The 15,130-nt window shown below is 72.2% G+C and carries 16 protein-coding genes and 1 riboswitch; of the genes, 11 read left to right on the top strand and 5 right to left on the bottom strand.

Features of this window, described 5'->3' with window-relative positions; genetic code table 11:
* Positions 1-100 precede the first annotated feature (100 nt).
* The 5 genes from M8H82_RS00080 (at position 101) to M8H82_RS00060 (ending at position 4,090) form a co-directional block, all read left to right on the top strand.
* The gene (locus M8H82_RS00080; protein WP_250070162.1) at positions 101-751 is read left to right on the top strand and encodes a class I SAM-dependent methyltransferase; all 651 of its coding nucleotides are present in this window, start codon (positions 101-103) and stop codon (positions 749-751) included.
* Between the two features lie 22 nt (positions 752-773).
* A complete protein-coding gene (locus tag M8H82_RS00075) occupies positions 774-1,706 on the top strand; it encodes an N-acetylmuramoyl-L-alanine amidase (protein WP_250070161.1) in 933 nt (310 codons plus the stop codon).
* Between the two features lie 121 nt (positions 1,707-1,827).
* On the top strand, positions 1,828-2,649 hold the full coding sequence (locus M8H82_RS00070) for a DUF5336 domain-containing protein (RefSeq protein WP_250070160.1): 822 nt from the start codon (positions 1,828-1,830) through the stop codon (positions 2,647-2,649).
* Between the two features lie 99 nt (positions 2,650-2,748).
* Positions 2,749-3,756 (top strand): LLM class F420-dependent oxidoreductase, encoded by a 1,008-nt coding sequence (locus tag M8H82_RS00065; protein WP_250070159.1) that lies wholly within the window; start codon positions 2,749-2,751, stop codon positions 3,754-3,756.
* A gap of 40 nt (positions 3,757-3,796) precedes the next feature.
* Positions 3,797-4,090 carry a hypothetical protein gene (locus M8H82_RS00060; RefSeq protein WP_250070158.1) on the top strand — a complete coding sequence of 98 codons (294 nt, stop codon included), beginning with the start codon at positions 3,797-3,799 and terminating at the stop codon, positions 4,088-4,090.
* A gap of 35 nt (positions 4,091-4,125) precedes the next feature.
* Here the strand turns inward: M8H82_RS00060 and M8H82_RS00055 are convergent, their stop codons facing one another.
* Genes M8H82_RS00055 through M8H82_RS00045 form a run of 3 tightly spaced genes read right to left on the bottom strand, consistent with a single transcriptional unit; the run spans position 4,126 to position 7,312 of the window.
* Complete coding sequence (locus tag M8H82_RS00055; RefSeq protein WP_250070157.1) at positions 4,126-5,196, bottom strand: prenyltransferase/squalene oxidase repeat-containing protein; 1,071 nt, start codon at positions 5,194-5,196, stop codon at positions 4,126-4,128.
* Entirely contained in the window at positions 5,193-5,927 is a 735-nt protein-coding gene (locus tag M8H82_RS00050; protein WP_250070156.1) for a class I SAM-dependent methyltransferase, read from the bottom strand. The genes M8H82_RS00055 and M8H82_RS00050 overlap by 4 nt, the downstream gene beginning before the upstream one ends.
* Complete coding sequence (locus M8H82_RS00045; protein WP_250070155.1) at positions 5,921-7,312, bottom strand: glycosyltransferase family 4 protein; 1,392 nt, start codon at positions 7,310-7,312, stop codon at positions 5,921-5,923. The genes M8H82_RS00050 and M8H82_RS00045 overlap by 7 nt, the downstream gene beginning before the upstream one ends.
* Before the next feature lie 172 nt (positions 7,313-7,484).
* Here M8H82_RS00045 and M8H82_RS00040 point away from each other — a divergent pair, with 172 nt between their 5' ends.
* Positions 7,485-8,138 carry a TetR family transcriptional regulator gene (locus M8H82_RS00040; protein WP_250070154.1) on the top strand — a complete coding sequence of 218 codons (654 nt, stop codon included), beginning with the start codon at positions 7,485-7,487 and terminating at the stop codon, positions 8,136-8,138.
* A gap of 12 nt (positions 8,139-8,150) precedes the next feature.
* Here the strand turns inward: M8H82_RS00040 and M8H82_RS00035 are convergent, their stop codons facing one another.
* Positions 8,151-8,384, bottom strand: a complete 234-nt coding sequence (locus M8H82_RS00035) for a ferredoxin (protein ID WP_250070153.1) — start codon at positions 8,382-8,384, stop codon at positions 8,151-8,153.
* 5 nt (positions 8,385-8,389) lie between these two features.
* The gene (locus M8H82_RS00030; protein ID WP_250070152.1) at positions 8,390-9,847 is read right to left on the bottom strand and encodes an aldehyde dehydrogenase; all 1,458 of its coding nucleotides are present in this window, start codon (positions 9,845-9,847) and stop codon (positions 8,390-8,392) included.
* A 153-nt stretch (positions 9,848-10,000) separates the two neighbouring features.
* Here M8H82_RS00030 and M8H82_RS00025 point away from each other — a divergent pair, with 153 nt between their 5' ends.
* From M8H82_RS00025 to M8H82_RS00005, 5 genes are all read left to right on the top strand, one after another.
* The gene (locus tag M8H82_RS00025; RefSeq protein ID WP_250070151.1) at positions 10,001-11,026 is read left to right on the top strand and encodes an MBL fold metallo-hydrolase; all 1,026 of its coding nucleotides are present in this window, start codon (positions 10,001-10,003) and stop codon (positions 11,024-11,026) included.
* 17 nt (positions 11,027-11,043) lie between these two features.
* A riboswitch (cobalamin riboswitch) is annotated at positions 11,044-11,182 on the top strand.
* Between the two features lie 110 nt (positions 11,183-11,292).
* Positions 11,293-12,507, top strand: coding sequence for a prenyltransferase/squalene oxidase repeat-containing protein (locus M8H82_RS00020; RefSeq protein WP_250070150.1), 1,215 nt, complete (start codon positions 11,293-11,295; stop codon positions 12,505-12,507).
* Positions 12,504-13,124 (top strand): SCO2322 family protein, encoded by a 621-nt coding sequence (locus M8H82_RS00015; protein WP_250070149.1) that lies wholly within the window; start codon positions 12,504-12,506, stop codon positions 13,122-13,124. The genes M8H82_RS00020 and M8H82_RS00015 overlap by 4 nt, the downstream gene beginning before the upstream one ends.
* Positions 13,117-14,265 carry an energy-coupling factor transporter transmembrane protein EcfT gene (locus tag M8H82_RS00010; RefSeq protein WP_250070148.1) on the top strand — a complete coding sequence of 383 codons (1,149 nt, stop codon included), beginning with the start codon at positions 13,117-13,119 and terminating at the stop codon, positions 14,263-14,265. Before M8H82_RS00015 ends, M8H82_RS00010 begins: the two co-directional genes overlap by 8 nt.
* On the top strand, positions 14,262-15,130 hold an 869-nt coding region (locus M8H82_RS00005), incomplete at its 3' end, for an ABC transporter ATP-binding protein (RefSeq protein ID WP_250070147.1). The genes M8H82_RS00010 and M8H82_RS00005, both read left to right, overlap by 4 nt.

The raw sequence follows: 15,130 nt of genomic DNA, 5'->3' as shown, positions 1-15,130 counted from the left end.
CGCAGCGCCCCCGCCCTGCCCCCGCCCCCCGCTCACCACCCGACCTGCGCATACGGCAGCATGGGGCGCTCAGATGCCCGTACGACCGAAAGGCGGCCCCATGGCCCCGGCACCCGCGCCCGAAATCCTTGCCGCATTCGAGGCGACGAAGGGGTTCATGCCGGTGGGTGAGGGGCTGGCGCTCTATGCGGCGGCCGTGGAGGCCGGTCGGCTCGGGCTTCCGCTCCTCGAGGTCGGCACCTACTGCGGGCGCTCCACCGTGCTGCTCGCCGACGCGGCCCGCGCGGCCGGGGTGAGCGCCCTCACGGTCGACCACCACCGCGGCAGCGAGGAGCAGCAGCCGGGCTGGGAGTACCACGACCCGGAGACGGTCGACCCCGAGATCGGCCTGATGGACACGCTGCCCACCTTCCGGCGCACGCTGCACCGGGCGGGACTGGAGGAGCACGTGATCGCCCTGGTCGGGCGTTCCCCGCAGGTGGCCCGGGTCTGGGGCAGCCCGCTCGGCCTGGTCTTCATCGACGGCGGCCACACCGACGAGCACGCCACCGCGGACTACGAGGGCTGGGCCCCCCATGTGGCCGAAGGCGGCCTGCTCGCCATCCACGACGTCTTCCCGGACCCGGCGGACGAGTTCACCGGCCAGGCCCCGTACCGCGTCTATCTGCGGGCGCTGGAGTCGAGCGCGTTCACGGAGATCTCCGTCACGGACTCGCTGCGCGTGCTGCGGCGAACCGGGGCGGGGATCTGAGGCCGAGGTTAGAGTCGCAGACGTGTCGTACGCAGGCCCTGAATTCGAACCGCCCCGCCGCCCCCGGCGCCGCCCCCTGACCGTGGCCCTCGCCGCGCTCGTGCCGGGCGCGCTGCTCGGCTGGGTGGTGTACGAGGGACTCGGCAGCGCGACCGACGACGGCCGCGGCGGCCCGGAGTCGGCGGCGGTACGCACGCCGTCGGCCACCGGCGACGCCAAGGAACCGGGGCCCAGCCCCACGGAACCCGCGACCTCCGCTCCCGCTGCCCCCGGCTCCCCCGGTGCTCTCAAGGGCAAGGTCGTCGTCATCGACCCCGGCCACAACCCGGCCAACTTCCGGCACACCGCCGAGATCAACGCCAAGGTGAACATCGGCACCGGCTACAAGGAGTGCGACACCACCGGCACGGCCACCAACTCCGGTTACACCGAGGCCGAGTTCACCCTGGACGTCGCCCACCGCATGCGCACCCTGCTGGAGAAGCAGGGCGCGACGGTGAAACTGACCCAGGACGGCGACCGTTCGTACGGCCCGTGCATCGACGAGCGGGCGCGCATCGGCAACCAGGCCGAGGCCGACGCGGTGGTCTCCGTGCACGCCGACGGCTCCGGTTCGGGCAACCGCGGCTTCCACGTCATCCTCCCCGGCGCGGTGAACTCCGGTGCCGCGGACACCCGCCCGATCGTCGGCGCCTCCCGCGATCTCGGCGAACGCATCGCGGGCAGGTTCGTCCGCGCCACCGGCAGCACGCCCTCCAACTACGTCGGCGACGGCACCGGGATCGTCACGCGTAAGGATCTCGGCGGTCTCAATCTGTCAACGGTTCCCAAGGTGTTCATCGAGTGCGGCAACATGCGCGATACCAAGGACGCGGCACAGCTGACCAGCGGTGCGTGGCGGCAGAAAGCGGCGCAAGGGATCTCCGAGGGAATCGTGAGCTTCCTGCGCGGGTAGTGAACAGCGCGCTGATCCCGGCGGACAGCCTGATCGTTCGGACGATAGGGTCGTCCGTACGATAAGGGGCCACCCCCGCGACGCCTCTACCGATGACGAGACGACCTACGAAGGACCTGAAGTGAATATCCGCTCCCTCACTCGAGGCGACGGCGTGGTGATCGGAGCAGCGGTGTTGCTCTTCGTCGCGTCGTTCCTCGAGATGTACTCCATCGACGGCTTCGATGCTGACATCCCGAACGCCTGGGAAAACCTGTACACCGGCATGGGTGTCTATCTGGGCGGAGTCATCGGTGCCGCGCTGATCGTCGTCAACCGCCTGCTGCCGGCTCCGCGCAAGGTGGCCGGTCTGGACCTCGGTGTGCTCGGCACGGCGTTCACCATCTTCGCCACCTGGGTCCTGTTCTGGACGATCGTGGACGTCCCGGACAACGTCTCGGCCGGTGCCGGTCTCATCCTCGGTTTCATCGCCGCCCTCCTGCTGGCCGGTGCCGCCGTCGCCTCCCCGCTCATGCCCGCCCTCCAGGCCCCCCTCATGCCGGCCTCCCGCCCCGCGGCCCCGCAGCCGTACGGCGGTCAGCCGCAGGGTGGTTACGGCTACCCGGGCGCTCCCCAGCCGGGGCAGCCGGGGCCTCAGCCGCAGCCCGGCCAGCCCTACGGCGGTCAGCCGCAGGGTGCGCAGCCGTTCGGCGGCCAGCCGCAGCCGGGGCAGCAGCCGCAGGCGCCCGCGCCGCAGCCCGGCGGGGACTTCTCCCCGTTCTGGTTCGCCGTGCCGGTGCCGCGCCCGCTGTTCGCGGAGGACGGTTCGCCGACGCCGATCGCCGAACTGGCGCCCGGTACCTGGTACCTGGCCGTGGAGCAGCGCGGCCCGAGCCTGATCGCGCAGACGCAGGACGGTCGTCGCGGTGTCCTCCAGGACACCAGCGGCATCCAGCGCGGCTGACACCGCTCGACGCCACGGCCCCTCGCCCTTCCAGGCGGGGGGCCGTTGTCGTACAGTCGCCCTCCGGATCTCCGGCTGACGCACCGTCAGGAGGCAGGTATGCGGCTCGGTCTCGCGCTCGGTTACTGGGGGCGCGGCCCCTCCCCCGATCATGTGCCGCTGGCCCGGGAGGCCGAGCGGCTCGGCTACGACTCGGTGTGGACGGCGGAGAGCTGGGGCTCCGACGCCTTCACCCCGCTGACCTGGATCGCCGCGCAGACGTCAAGGATCAAGCTGGGCACGGCGGTTGCCCAGATGGCGGCCCGGTCGCCGACCACGACCGCGATGCACGCCCTCACCCTGGACCATCTCTCCGGCGGCCGCATGATGCTCGGCCTCGGGCTGTCCGGGCCGCAGGTGGTGGAGGGCTGGTACGGCCGCCCGTTCCCGAAGTCGCCGCTCACCGCGACCCGGGAGTACGTCGATGTCGTACGGCAGGTGCTCAGGCGGGAAGCCCCCGTCACGCTCGACGGCCGCTTCCATCCCCTCCCCTACCGCGGCGCCGACGCCACCGGCCTCGGCAAGCCCCTCAAGCCCATCACCCATCCCCTCCGCCCCGGCCTCCCGGTCCTCCTGGGCGCCGAGGGTCCGAAGAACGTCGCCCAGACCACGCGGATCGCCGACGGCTGGCTCCCGCTGTACTGGTCCCCGGCCCGCCCCGAGGCGTACGCCCTCCCCGAGAGCCTTCCCGACGGCTTCGTGGTCGCGCCGATGGCGCAGGTCCGCGTCTGCGACGACGTGGCCGAGGGCCTGTTGCCGGTGAAGACGATGCTCGGCTTCTACATCGGCGGCATGGGCCACGCGGCCCGCAACTTCCACGCCGACCTCATGGCCCGCATGGGGTACGAGGAGCAAGCCCGCCGCATCCAGCGGCTGTTCCTCGAAGGACGCCGCCAAGAGGCGGTCCTCGCCGTCCCCGACGCCTTCGCCGACGAGATCTCCCTGGTCGGCCCGCGTGAACGCATCGCCGAGCGGCTGGAGTTGTGGCGCAAGGGCCCGGTGACGGACCTGCTGGCGCTGGCGCCGGACGCGCGGTCGCTACGGGTGCTCGCCGAGCTGAACCGCTGAGCCGGGGTTTCGTCGGCGGTTCAGCGGCAACCCGTCGGGCATGTCCCCTCGATATAGCAACGGTGCGAGCTCGGCGGGCAGGGTCATCGCGATCGTCGCCGACATCATGGCGCTCATACTGGGCCTGTGGATCCTGATGTACCTGCTGGACGCGAACCGCACGAACGACTTCGTGCAGTTCATCCATGACGCGGCCCGCTGGCTCGCCGGCTGGTCCCACGACCTGTTCACCTTCGACGAGGCATGGGCCCGGGTCGTGGCGGGGTACGGACTCGCCGCCGTGGTGTACCTGTTCATCGGGCACGCCATCGCGAACCGCGTCCACCGCCACTGAGTCAGCCGCAGCAGACCGCGCACACCGCCACTGAGTCAGCCGCAGCAGTCCGGGTCCAGGCCGGTGGGCAGTTGCTCGCCGCCGAAGACCCGGCAGGTGGCCTCATGGCCGCCCAGGGCCGCGACGGCGAGCAGCAGTGAGCCCGCCGTCCAGGTCGTCAGTTCCCTCGGCCAGATCGCCGCGTCGTCGAAGACGTAGCCCGTCCAGTACAGGCCGGTCCGTTCGTCCCTCAGGTGCTGGATCCACTGGAGGATCTCCAGCGCCCGGTCGGACTCGCCCATCGCCCACAGGGCCAGGGCGAGTTCGGCCGATTCACCACCCGTCACCCAGGGGTTGGGGTCCACGCACCGCACGCCGAGCCCGGGGACGACGAAGCGGTCCCAGGACTCCTCGATGCGGGCCTTGGCCTCCACGCCGGTGAGCGCACCGCCCAGCACCGGGTAGTACCAGTCCATCGAGTAGCGGTCCTTGTCCAGGAACCGCTCGGGGTGCCGCCGGATCGCATGCCGCAAGGCGCCCGCCGCCAACTCCCAGTCCGGTTGGGGCTCTTCGCGCTGCTCGGCGATGGCGAGCGCGCAGCGCAGCGCATGGTGGACGGAGGACGAGCCGGTCAGCAGCGCGTCCTCGGTCGCCGTGCCGTCGTCGTCCCGCCGCCAGCCGATCTGCCCGCCCGGCTGCTGCAGCCGCAGGACGAACTCGATCGCCGCGTACACGGTCGGCCACATGCGGTCCAGGAAGGCGTCGTCGCCGGTGGAGAGGTGGTGGTGCCAGACGCCGACCGCTATGTAGGCGACGAAGTTGGTCTCGCGTCCGCGGTCGGTGACGTCGTCGAAGGCGCCGTCCTGGTAGGCCGCGTACCAGGAGCCGTCCTCGTTCTGGTGCCGCGCGAGCCACTCGTAGGCGCGCTCGGCGGCCTCGTGCTCGCCTGCGGCGTCCAGGCCCATGGCCGCCTCGACGTGGTCCCAGGGGTCGAGATGGTGTCCCCGGAACCACGGTATGGCGCCGTCCTCCCGCTGCACGGCGAGCAGTCCGGCGACGGTCGCGGCGGCCTGCTCGGCGGTGAGGACCCCGGGCAGGACGAGGTGCTCTGTCCGCGGAGTGGTCACTTGGCGTCCACCCGGGGCAGGTGCGGCTTGGTCGCGTAGGCCACGAAGCTCTTGCCGATGAGGGGGTTGAGGGCCTGCTCGGCGACCCGCGTCGCCAGCGGCTTCTTCATGATGTCCCAGACCAGCAGCTTGTGGTACGCCCGCACCGGCAGCGCCTTGTCGTTGTCGACGCCGAACGCGCACTTGAGCCACCAGTACGGCGAGTGCAGCGCGTGCGCGTGATGGGTGCCGTACGGCTTCAGGCCCGCCTCGCGGATCCGGGCGAGGAGTTCGTCGGCCTTGTAGATGCGGATGTGGCCGCCCTCGACCTCGTGGTAGGCGTCGGACAGCGTCCAGCAGACCTTCTCGGGGCCGTAGCGCGGGACGGTGATGGCGATGCGGCCGCCGGGCTTGAGCACCCGGACCATCTCGGCGAGGACGCCCTTGTCGTCCGGAATGTGCTCCATGACCTCGGAGATGATGACGACGTCGAAGGACTCGTCGGGGAACGGCAGGGCCAGCGCGTCGCCCTCCATCGCCGTGGCGGTGGCGCCCTCGGGTGCTTCGCCCGCCTCCTTCATCGCCGCGAACCACTTGGCGACCTCGCGGATCTCCTCGCCGTTCTGGTCCAGCGCGACGACCTGGGCGCCGCGCCGGTAGCACTCGAACGCGTGCCGCCCGGCACCACAGCCGAGGTCCAGGACACGGTCGCCCGGGGCGAGCGGGAACCGGGAGAAGTCGACGGTCAGCACGTGGCCCTGCTTTCGGGATAGACGCCGGTGTTACTCGCGGAGGTCAGGGGGGCGGCCCCGGCCGGGGGCGTGGGTGCGCCGCCGTCCGTGGCCGTGGAGCGGGCGATGGCCTCGCGGTAGTGCGCCACCGTGCCCTCCGCCGCTCGCGCCCAGGTGAACCGCGCCAGCACGCGCTCACGTCCGGCCCGGCCGAGCCGCGCCCGCAGTCCGGGGTCCCCGAGGAGCCGGCTCAGCCCGGTGGCCAGCGCGCCCGCGTCGCCGGGCGGCACCGCCAGACACGTCTCGCCGTCCGCGCCGGCCACCTCCGGGATCGCCCCGCCGGTTGTCGCGAGCAGGGGCGTGCCGGTGGCCATGGCCTCGGCGGCCGGGAGGGAGAAGCCTTCGTACAGGGACGGCACGCAGGCGACCTGCGCCGAGCGGACCAGGTCGACCAGTTCGGCGTCCGAGATGCCCTTGACGAACTCGACGGCGCCGTCGAGGCCGTACCGCTCGACCGCCTGCGCGACCGGGCCCTCGGCGGGCTTCTTGCCGACGACGACGAGGTGGGCGTCGGGGTGTTCGGTGCGCACCTTGGCGAGCGCCTCGACGAGGAAGACGAGCCCCTTGAGGGGGACGTCGGCGCTGGAGGTGGTCACGATCCGGCCGGGGACCTGGGGGACGGACGGATCCGGCGAGAACAGGTCGGTGTCGGCGCCGATGTGCACGACGTGGATGCGGTCCTCGCGCACCCCGAGGTGGTCGACGATCTCGGCGCGGGAGGTGCCGGAGACGGTGAGGACCGAGGGCAGGCGGCGGGCGACGCGCTTCTGCATCCGGGTGAAGGCGTACCAGCGGCGCACCGAGTACCGGCGGCGCCGGCCCTCGGCGGCGTCCAGCTCCAACTGCCGGTCCACGGTGATGGGGTGGTGGATGGTGGTGACGAGAGGGGCGCCCACGTCGCACAGCAGGCCGTAGCCGAGCGTCTGGTTGTCGTGGACGACGTCGAACTCGCCGCGGCGGGCGCGCAGATGGCGGCGGGCGCGCAGCGAGAAGGTCAGCGGCTCGGGGAAGCCGCCGGTCCACATCGTGGCCACTTCCAGCGCGTCGATCCAGTCGCGGTACTCGCCACGCCCGGGCGTGCGGAAGGGGTCGGGCTGGCGGTACAGGTCGAGACTGGCCAGCTCGGTGAGCGGGACGCCCTCGTCGAGGACCGGGTAGGGCTGGGCGCCGATGACCTCGACGCGGTGGCCGAGGCGGGCCAGTTCGCGGGAGAGGTGGCGGACGTAGACGCCCTGGCCGCCGCAGAACGGGTTCCCTTTATAGGTGAGAAGCGCGATGTCGAGAGGTCGCTCGCCGTCCGCGGCGGGCTCCGTGGGGGAACCCGTCCGACTGGCCTCAGCGGTCACTCCGGGCCCCCTTCTCCCTGCACTGTCCCGCGAGATTACGCCGGGACGCTAATCTAGAACAAGTTACAGACTTGATCGTTCAAGAGGCTCCGAATCTACCGGCAGGTAGAGGCGGCGTGAGCAGTGGATCAGGTGATTCACGCCACGGTCGCGCCACGGCGAGGGGAACAAGGTGGACAAGGTGGCAGCCAGTACCGCGAGACCCGTCGCCCCACCCCTCACCGAGCGGCAGGAGGCGCGTCGCCGCCGCATCCTGCACGCGAGCGCGCAGTTGGCCAGCCGGGGCGGTTTCGACGCCGTGCAGATGCGGGAGGTCGCGGAGTCGTCGCAGGTGGCGCTCGGCACGCTCTACCGCTACTTCCCGTCCAAGATCCATCTGCTGGTCGCCACGATGCAGGATCAGCTGGAGCACATGCACGGCACCCTCCGCAAGAAGCCGCCGGCCGGCGAGACGGCGGCGGAGCGGGTGGCGGAGACGCTGATGCGCGCCTTCCGCGCCCTGCAGCGCGAGCCGCATCTCGCCGACGCCATGGTCCGCGCGCTGACCTTCGCGGACCGCAGTGTGTCGCCCGAGGTGGACCAGGTGTCCCGGCAGACGACCGTGATCATCCTGGACGCGATGGGCCAGGAGCACCCGACGCCGGAGCAGTTGTCCGCGGTCCGGGTCATCGAGCACACCTGGCACTCGGCGCTGATCACCTGGCTGTCGGGCCGTGCCTCCATCGCCCAGGTGAAGATCGACATCGAGACGGTGTGCCGCCTGATCGACCTGACGGCCCCCGAGGACCCGCAAGAGACCCACGGGGCGGCTTCCCGCACCCCGTAGTCCCCCAATCCCTTAGTCCTCCGGCGGGAAGACCGGCTCCCCGCTGCCCAGCAGAGTGATCACGATCGCCTCCACCGGGCAGGTCTCCGCCGCCGCCAGGACCTCCTCGTGGGCGTCCGTCTCCGGCTCGCGGGGGTGGGACTGGCGGGCGGTGTCCAGCCGGAACGCGTCGGGGGCCCGGTGGACGCACTGGGCCGAGCCGATGCACACGGACCGGTCGACCTCGACGTGCCAGCGGTCTCCCATCCCGCCTACGCCTCCCAGCCGGCGGGGAGATGGATCATCTTGTGCTCGAGGTACTCGCCGTATCCCTCGGGCCCGAACTCGCGTCCCAGGCCGGAGTTCTTGTAGCCGCCGAAGGGGCCGAGCATGTCGAGGCTGAAGGTGTTGACGGAGTAGGTGCCGGTACGGACCCGGCGGGCGACCTCGATGCCGCGCTCGACGTCGGCCGTCCAGACGCTGCCGCTGAGCCCGTACTCGGAGTCGTTGGCGATCTTCACGGCCTCGGACTCGTCGCCGTAGGGCAGCAGGCAGATCACCGGCCCGAAGATCTCCTCCCGCGCGATCCGCATGGAGTTGTCGACGTCGCCGAAGAGCGTCGGCTCCACGTACCAGCCCCGGTCCAGGCCCGGCGGACGCCCGCCACCGGTGAGGATCTTGGCGCCCTCCTCCTGGCCGATGCGGATGTAGTCGAGGTTGCGGCGCTGCTGGCGCTTGGCGACGAGCGGGCCGACCTGGGTCGCGGGGTCGAGGGGGTCGCCGACGACGAGGGCGTTCGCGGCGGCGGCGAGGGCCTCGGCGAACTCGTCGTAGCGGGAGCGCGGCAGCAGGATGCGGGTCTGGGCGACGCAGGCCTGGCCGTTGTTCATCCAGGCCGCCGGGACGATCCCGGCCACCGCGGTGTCGATGTCCGCGTCCGGCAGCACGACCGCCGCCGACTTGCCGCCCAGCTCCAGCGTCACCCGCGTCAGGTTCCGCGCGGCGACCTCCATCACGCGCCGGCCCGCGGCGACCGAGCCGGTGAAGGAGACCTTGTCGATGCCGGGGTGCCCGACGAGGTACTCGCTGACCTCGCGGTCGGCGGGGAGGATGGACAGGACCCCTTCCGGCAGCCCGGCCTCCTTGGTGATCTCGGCGAGCAGATAGGCGTCGAGCGGCGACTCGGGCGACGGCTTGAGCACCACCGTGCAGCCGGTGAGCAGGGCGGGGCCGAGCTTGGCGGCGGTGATGAACTGCGGGACGTTCCACGGCACCACGGCCGCCACGACCCCGACCGGCTCGCGCCGCACGAGGATCCTGCCGAGGACTCCGTCGCGGTGTTCCTCGTAGGTGAAGTCCCGCGCGACGGTGAGGGCGGAGTCCCACACCATCATCGCGCCGAGCGCCTGCGCGAGGACGCTCCAGGAGTACGGGGAGCCGTTCTCGGAGGAGATGACCCGGGCGATCTCCTCGTGCCGTACGGCGAAGGCGTCCTTGATCCGGGTGACGACCTCGATCCGCTCCTCCAGTGACATCCGCGGCCAGGGCCCTTCGTCGAAGGCCTTCCGGGCGACGGCGACGGCCCGGTCCACGTCGGCGGTGGACGCGTGCGGCACCCGCCCGATGACCTCTTCCGTGTGCGGCGAGACGACTTCGATGAAGTCCTTGCCGAGGGGGTCGGTCAACTCCCCGCCGATGAACAGCTGTCCGTGTTCCACGAGCTCGGTCATGGCCGACGCCTCCTGCGGAGCTGAGCACTGTTTCTGACGCTGCGCTGTTTCTTACGCTGCACTGTTACTGACGCTGCACGGTTTTCTGACGCTGCCTCAGAACTGATACCAGTTCTAGTTATAGTGGGCAATGACCGCGACGCGGAGGGGCAGATGACGAGAACCTACGATCACGGCGGGGGCGTTCGGTCCATCCAGGTCCCCATCCCGGACAACCCCCTCGGCCACACCCTCGTCCACGTCGTCGACACCGACCGTGGACCGGTGCTGATCGACACCGGCTGGGACGACCCGGCTTCCTGGGACGCCCTCGCCGAGGGCCTGACGGCCTGCGGTACGTCCGTCGGCGAGGTCCACGGCGTGGTCGTCACCCACCACCACCCCGACCACCACGGCCTGTCCGGCACCGTGCGCGAGGCCTCCGGCGCCTGGATCACGATGCACGAGGCGGACACCGCGATCGTGCGCCGCACCCGCTCCGCCGAACCCGAGCGCTGGTTCACGTACATGGCGGCGAAGCTCACCGCGGCCGGCGCCCCCGAGGAGCACGTGGCCCCCCTGCGCGGCGCCCGCCGCCACACCCTGCCCGGCCTCTCCCCCGCCCTCCCGGACCGCGAGATCGTCCCGGGCGAACTCCTCGACCTCCCCGGCCGACGGCTGCGCGCGATTTGGACCCCGGGCCACACACCCGGCCACGTCTGCCTGCACCTGGAGGAGGAGCATCCCGCTCAACTCCCCGGCCACGGGCGCCTGTTCTCCGGCGACCACGTCCTCCCGGAGATCACCCCGCACATCGGCCTGTACGAGGACCCCGACGACGACACCGTCACCGACCCTCTCGGCGACTACCTGGACTCCCTGGAGCGGATCGCCCGGCTGGCCCCCGCCGAGATCCTCCCGGCACACCAGCACGCCTTCACCGGCGCGGAGGCCCGCGTGCGGGAACTGCTCGCCCACCACGAGGCCCGCCTCACCGGCCTGCTCACCCTCCTGCGCGAACCCCTCACCGCCTGGCAGCTCGCCGAGCGCATGGAGTGGAACCGCCCCTGGGAGCAGATCCCCTACGGCTCACGGAACATCGCGGTCTCGGAGGCCGAGTCCCACCTGCGCCGACTGGTGAAGCTGGGCCGGGCGGAGACGGTGACGGGGAGCGGGCCGGTGACGTACCGGGCCGTGTGAGGGTTCCGTAGGAGCCGAAATTACGGGCCGGTAGAGTGGCCGCGTCGTCATCACACCCGTACGGGGGGAAGCCGGTGCAATTCCGGCGCTGACCCGCAACCGTAAGCAGTCATGGAACTGCGAGCCGGACTGCCCCGCTACGGTCGTGAACGGCTCACGTGCGCCGGCAGCCCGCCGCCGCACGGCACCGTCGAGGTCTGCGGAGCCGAGCCGCCCGGGGTCGTCCCGTGCTGCCCGGCTCCCCCAGGGAGAGGCACCCGCCGATCATGAACGTCCGCCGCAGCGCCGCGGTCCTGGCCGCCACCGCCGTGATCGGCACGGCCACGCCCGTCATGGCCGCGTCCCCGTCACCGTCACCGTCCGTCGCCGTCCCCTCCGGTCTGTACGGCACCAGCGATCCGACCTACGACGGCGTCTGGCGCCAGTCGCTGGCCCTGATCGCCCAGCACAAGTCGGATGTGCGGCCCGCCACCAAGGCCGTCGACTGGCTGCTCGGACAGCAGTGCGCGAACGGCGCCTTCGCCGCCTTCCGCGCCGAGCCCGCCAAAGCATGCGACGCCAAGGTCATGGTCGACACCAACAGCACGGCCGCCGCGGCCCAGGCCCTGTCCCTGGCCGGTGACGGCGACCACATGGACGTCGCCCTCAAGGCGGTCACCTGGCTGAAGAGCGTGCAGAACAAGGACGGCGGCTGGGGCTACACCCCCGGCGGGCCGAGCGACGCCAACTCCACGTCCGTCGTCATCGGCGCCCTCAACGCCGTGGGCCAGGACCCCGACACCGCGGTCAAGGACGGCAAGTCCCCCTACGACGCCCTGCGCAAGCTGGCGCTGCCCTGCGAGGACGGCGGCGCGTTCGCCTACCAGCCCGACAAGAAGGGCAAGCTCACCGCCAACGCCGACGCGACCGCGGCAGCCGTGGTCGGCCTGAAGGGCATGAGCATGGAGTCGGCGAAGGCGGCCGACGACACGGACCTCAGCTGCACCGACGCCACGAAGGCCGAGCCCGACCAGGTCGCCGCCAACGGCGCGTCCTACCTCGCCGAGGCGATGGAGAAGGACAGCCACCTGATGTCCGCCCTCGCCGGCGCCGAGGACCAGCCCGACTTCGGCAACACGGCCGACGCGGTCGTCGCGCTCGCCGTGACGGCCGGTCCGAAGGCGGCGGAGAAGCCGCTGACCTGGCTGGAGAAGAACTCCGCGGACTGGGCGAAGCAGAACGGCCCCGCCGCCTACGCCCAGCTGATCCTCGCGGCCGAGGCGGCCGGGGCGGACCCGCGCACCTTCGGCGGCACGGACCTGGTCAAGCAGCTCAACGCCACCGGCCCCGAGCCGAAGACGCAGGCCACCGCGAAGGCCGCCGAGAAGGCGGAGGACGACGAGGACGGCGTCAGCGTCTGGTGGATCATCGGCGTGGGCCTGGTCGCGGGCATCGGTGTCGGCTTCCTGTTCACCGGCCGCAACAAGGGGCAGCAGCTGTGACACGTCGGGCCTGCGCCCTGCTGATGGCCGCGCTCGCCCTGTGGGCCGCGGCCCCCTCGGCGCAGGCCGCCGGCTACCGCTACTGGTCCTTCTGGGACCGTGACGGCTCGGCCTGGACGTACGCCACCCAGGGCCCGTCCACAACGGTCCCCTCGGACGGCGACGTCCAGGGGTTCCGCTTCACCGTGAGCGAGGACTCCGCCGACGCGGCGACCCCGCGCGGCACGGCGACCTTCGGCGCGATCTGCGCGCGGACACCGGCGCGGGACGGCGAGAAGCGGGTGGCCCTGGTCATCGACTTCGGCACCAGGGCGGAGTCCCCCTCGGGCGAGACCCCTCCGAAGCCGCGCACGGCCTGCGCCCGGGTCGGCGAGGACGCCACCACGGCGGATGCGCTGGCCTCGGTCGCCAAACCGCTCCGCTACGACTCCAACGCCCTGCTGTGCGCGATCGCGGGCTACCCGAGCGCGGGCTGCGGCGAAAAGGTGGCGAAGTCGGCACCCAAGAGCACGGAGCAGACCGAGGGCCCGTCGGTGGGCCTGTGGGCAGGCGTGGCGGGCGTGGCAACCCTGGGAGCGGCGGCACTCTGGCAGGCACGCCGACGCCGGCATGGATAAGGCGCCCAGCCACTCGGGGCGCAGCGGCACCCGGCAAGCGCCGGTGAGCGCTCCCACCCCGCCCCGGCCCACGCCCCGCACCCCCCTCCACCCCGGCGCCTGGTGGCTCTGGTCGCTCGCCCTCGGCACCGCGGCGACCCGCACCACCAACCCCCTCCTGCTCACCCTCCTCATAGCCACGTCCGCCTACGTCGTGGTGACCTGCCGCCAGGAAACCCCCTGGTCCCGCTCCTACAACGCCTTCGTCAAGCTCGCCCTCGCCGTCATCCTCATCCGCCTCGCCTTCGCCGTCGTCCTCGGCTCCCCCATCCCCGGCACCCACACCCTCGTCACCCTCCCCGAGATCCCCCTCCCCGATTGGGCCCAGGGCATCCGCCTGGGCGGCCGGGTGCACGCGGAGGGCATCGTCTTCGCGCTCTACGACGCCCTGCGGCTGGCCACGCTCCTCATCTGCGTGGGCGCGGCGAACGCCCTCGCCAACCCCACCCGCCTCCTCAAATGCCTCCCGGGCGCCCTGTACGAGATGGGCGTGGCGGTGGTCGTGGCGCTCACCTTCGCCCCGAACCTCATCGCGGACGTGCAGCGCCTGCGGGCCGCCCGCCGCCTGCGGGGCCGCCAGGACAAGGGCATCCGGGGCCTGCTCCACGTGGGCCTGCCCGTCCTGGAGGGCGCCCTGGAACGCTCGGTCGCCCTCGCCGCCGCCATGGACGCCCGCGGCTACGGCCGTACCGCCGACGTCCCGCCCGCCGTACGCCGTACCACCACCGCCCTCACCCTCGGCGGCCTGCTCGGCGTCTGCGCCGGCACCTACGGCGTGCTGACCGCGGAGGGCGGCACCTACGGCCTGCCCGTCCTCCTCGCCGGGCTCACCACGGCCCTCGTCGGCCTGCGCCTGGGCGGTCGCCGAGCCGCCCGCACCCGCTACCGCCCCGACCCCTGGGACGCGCGGGCCTGGCTGGTGACGGCGTCCGGCATCGCGGTCGCCGCGCTCATGTTCCTGGCGGAGGCCCAGAACCCCGCGGCCCTGGAACCCGGCGTGATCCCCCTGACCGCGCCCACCCTGCCCCTCTGGCCCGCCGCGGCGATCCTGCTCGGCCTGCTCCCCGCCGTCCTCGCCCCCACCCCGAAGGAGCCGTCGTGATCCGCTTCGAGAACGTCTCCGTGACCTACGACGGGCAGCGCGAACCCACGGTCCAGCACATCGACTTCGAGGTGCCGGAGGGCGAACTCGTCCTGCTCGTGGGCCCGTCCGGCGTGGGCAAGTCCACGGTCCTCGGCGCCGTGAGCGGTCTCGTTCCGCACTTCACCGGCGGCACCCTGCGCGGCCGGGTGACCGTCGCCGGCCGCGACACCCGCACCCACAAGCCGCGTGAACTGGCCGACGTGGTGGGCACGGTGGGCCAGGACCCCCTCGCCCACTTCGTGACGGACACGGTCGAGGACGAACTCGCCTACGGCATGGAGTCGTTGGGCCTGGCCCCGGACGTCATGCGCCGCCGGGTCGAGGAGACCCTCGACCTGCTGGGCCTGGCCGAGCTGCGCAACCGTCCGATCGCGACCCTCTCCGGCGGCCAGCAGCAGCGCGTGGCGATCGGTTCGGTCCTCACCCCCCACCCCCAGGTCCTGGTCCTCGACGAACCGACCTCCGCCCTGGACCCGGCGGCGGCGGAGGAGGTCCTGGCGGTCCTCCAGCGCCTCGTCCACGACCTGGGCACGACGGTCCTGATGGCCGAGCACCGCCTGGAACGGGTCATCCAGTACGCCGACCACGTCGTCCTGCTCCCGTCGCCGGGAGCGGCCCCCGTCCTCGGCGCCCCGGCGGACGTCATGGCGATCTCCCCGGTCACCCCACCGGTGGTGGACCTCGGCCGCCTCGCGGGCTGGACCCCCCTGCCCCTGACGGTCAGGGACGCCCGCAGAAGGGCAGCGGACCTAAGGGAACAGCTAAAAGAGCGGAACACCGACTCCCTTAAGGGGCGCGGGGCTGTACTCGACCTGCGGCTACC

The organism is Streptomyces sp. YS415, assembly GCF_023544665.1.
In the GTDB taxonomy this organism is placed as follows: Bacteria; Actinomycetota; Actinomycetes; order Streptomycetales; family Streptomycetaceae; genus Streptomyces.
Note: the sequence above shows the minus strand (reverse complement) of the source record. Positions and strands in the feature narration are given on the sequence as shown.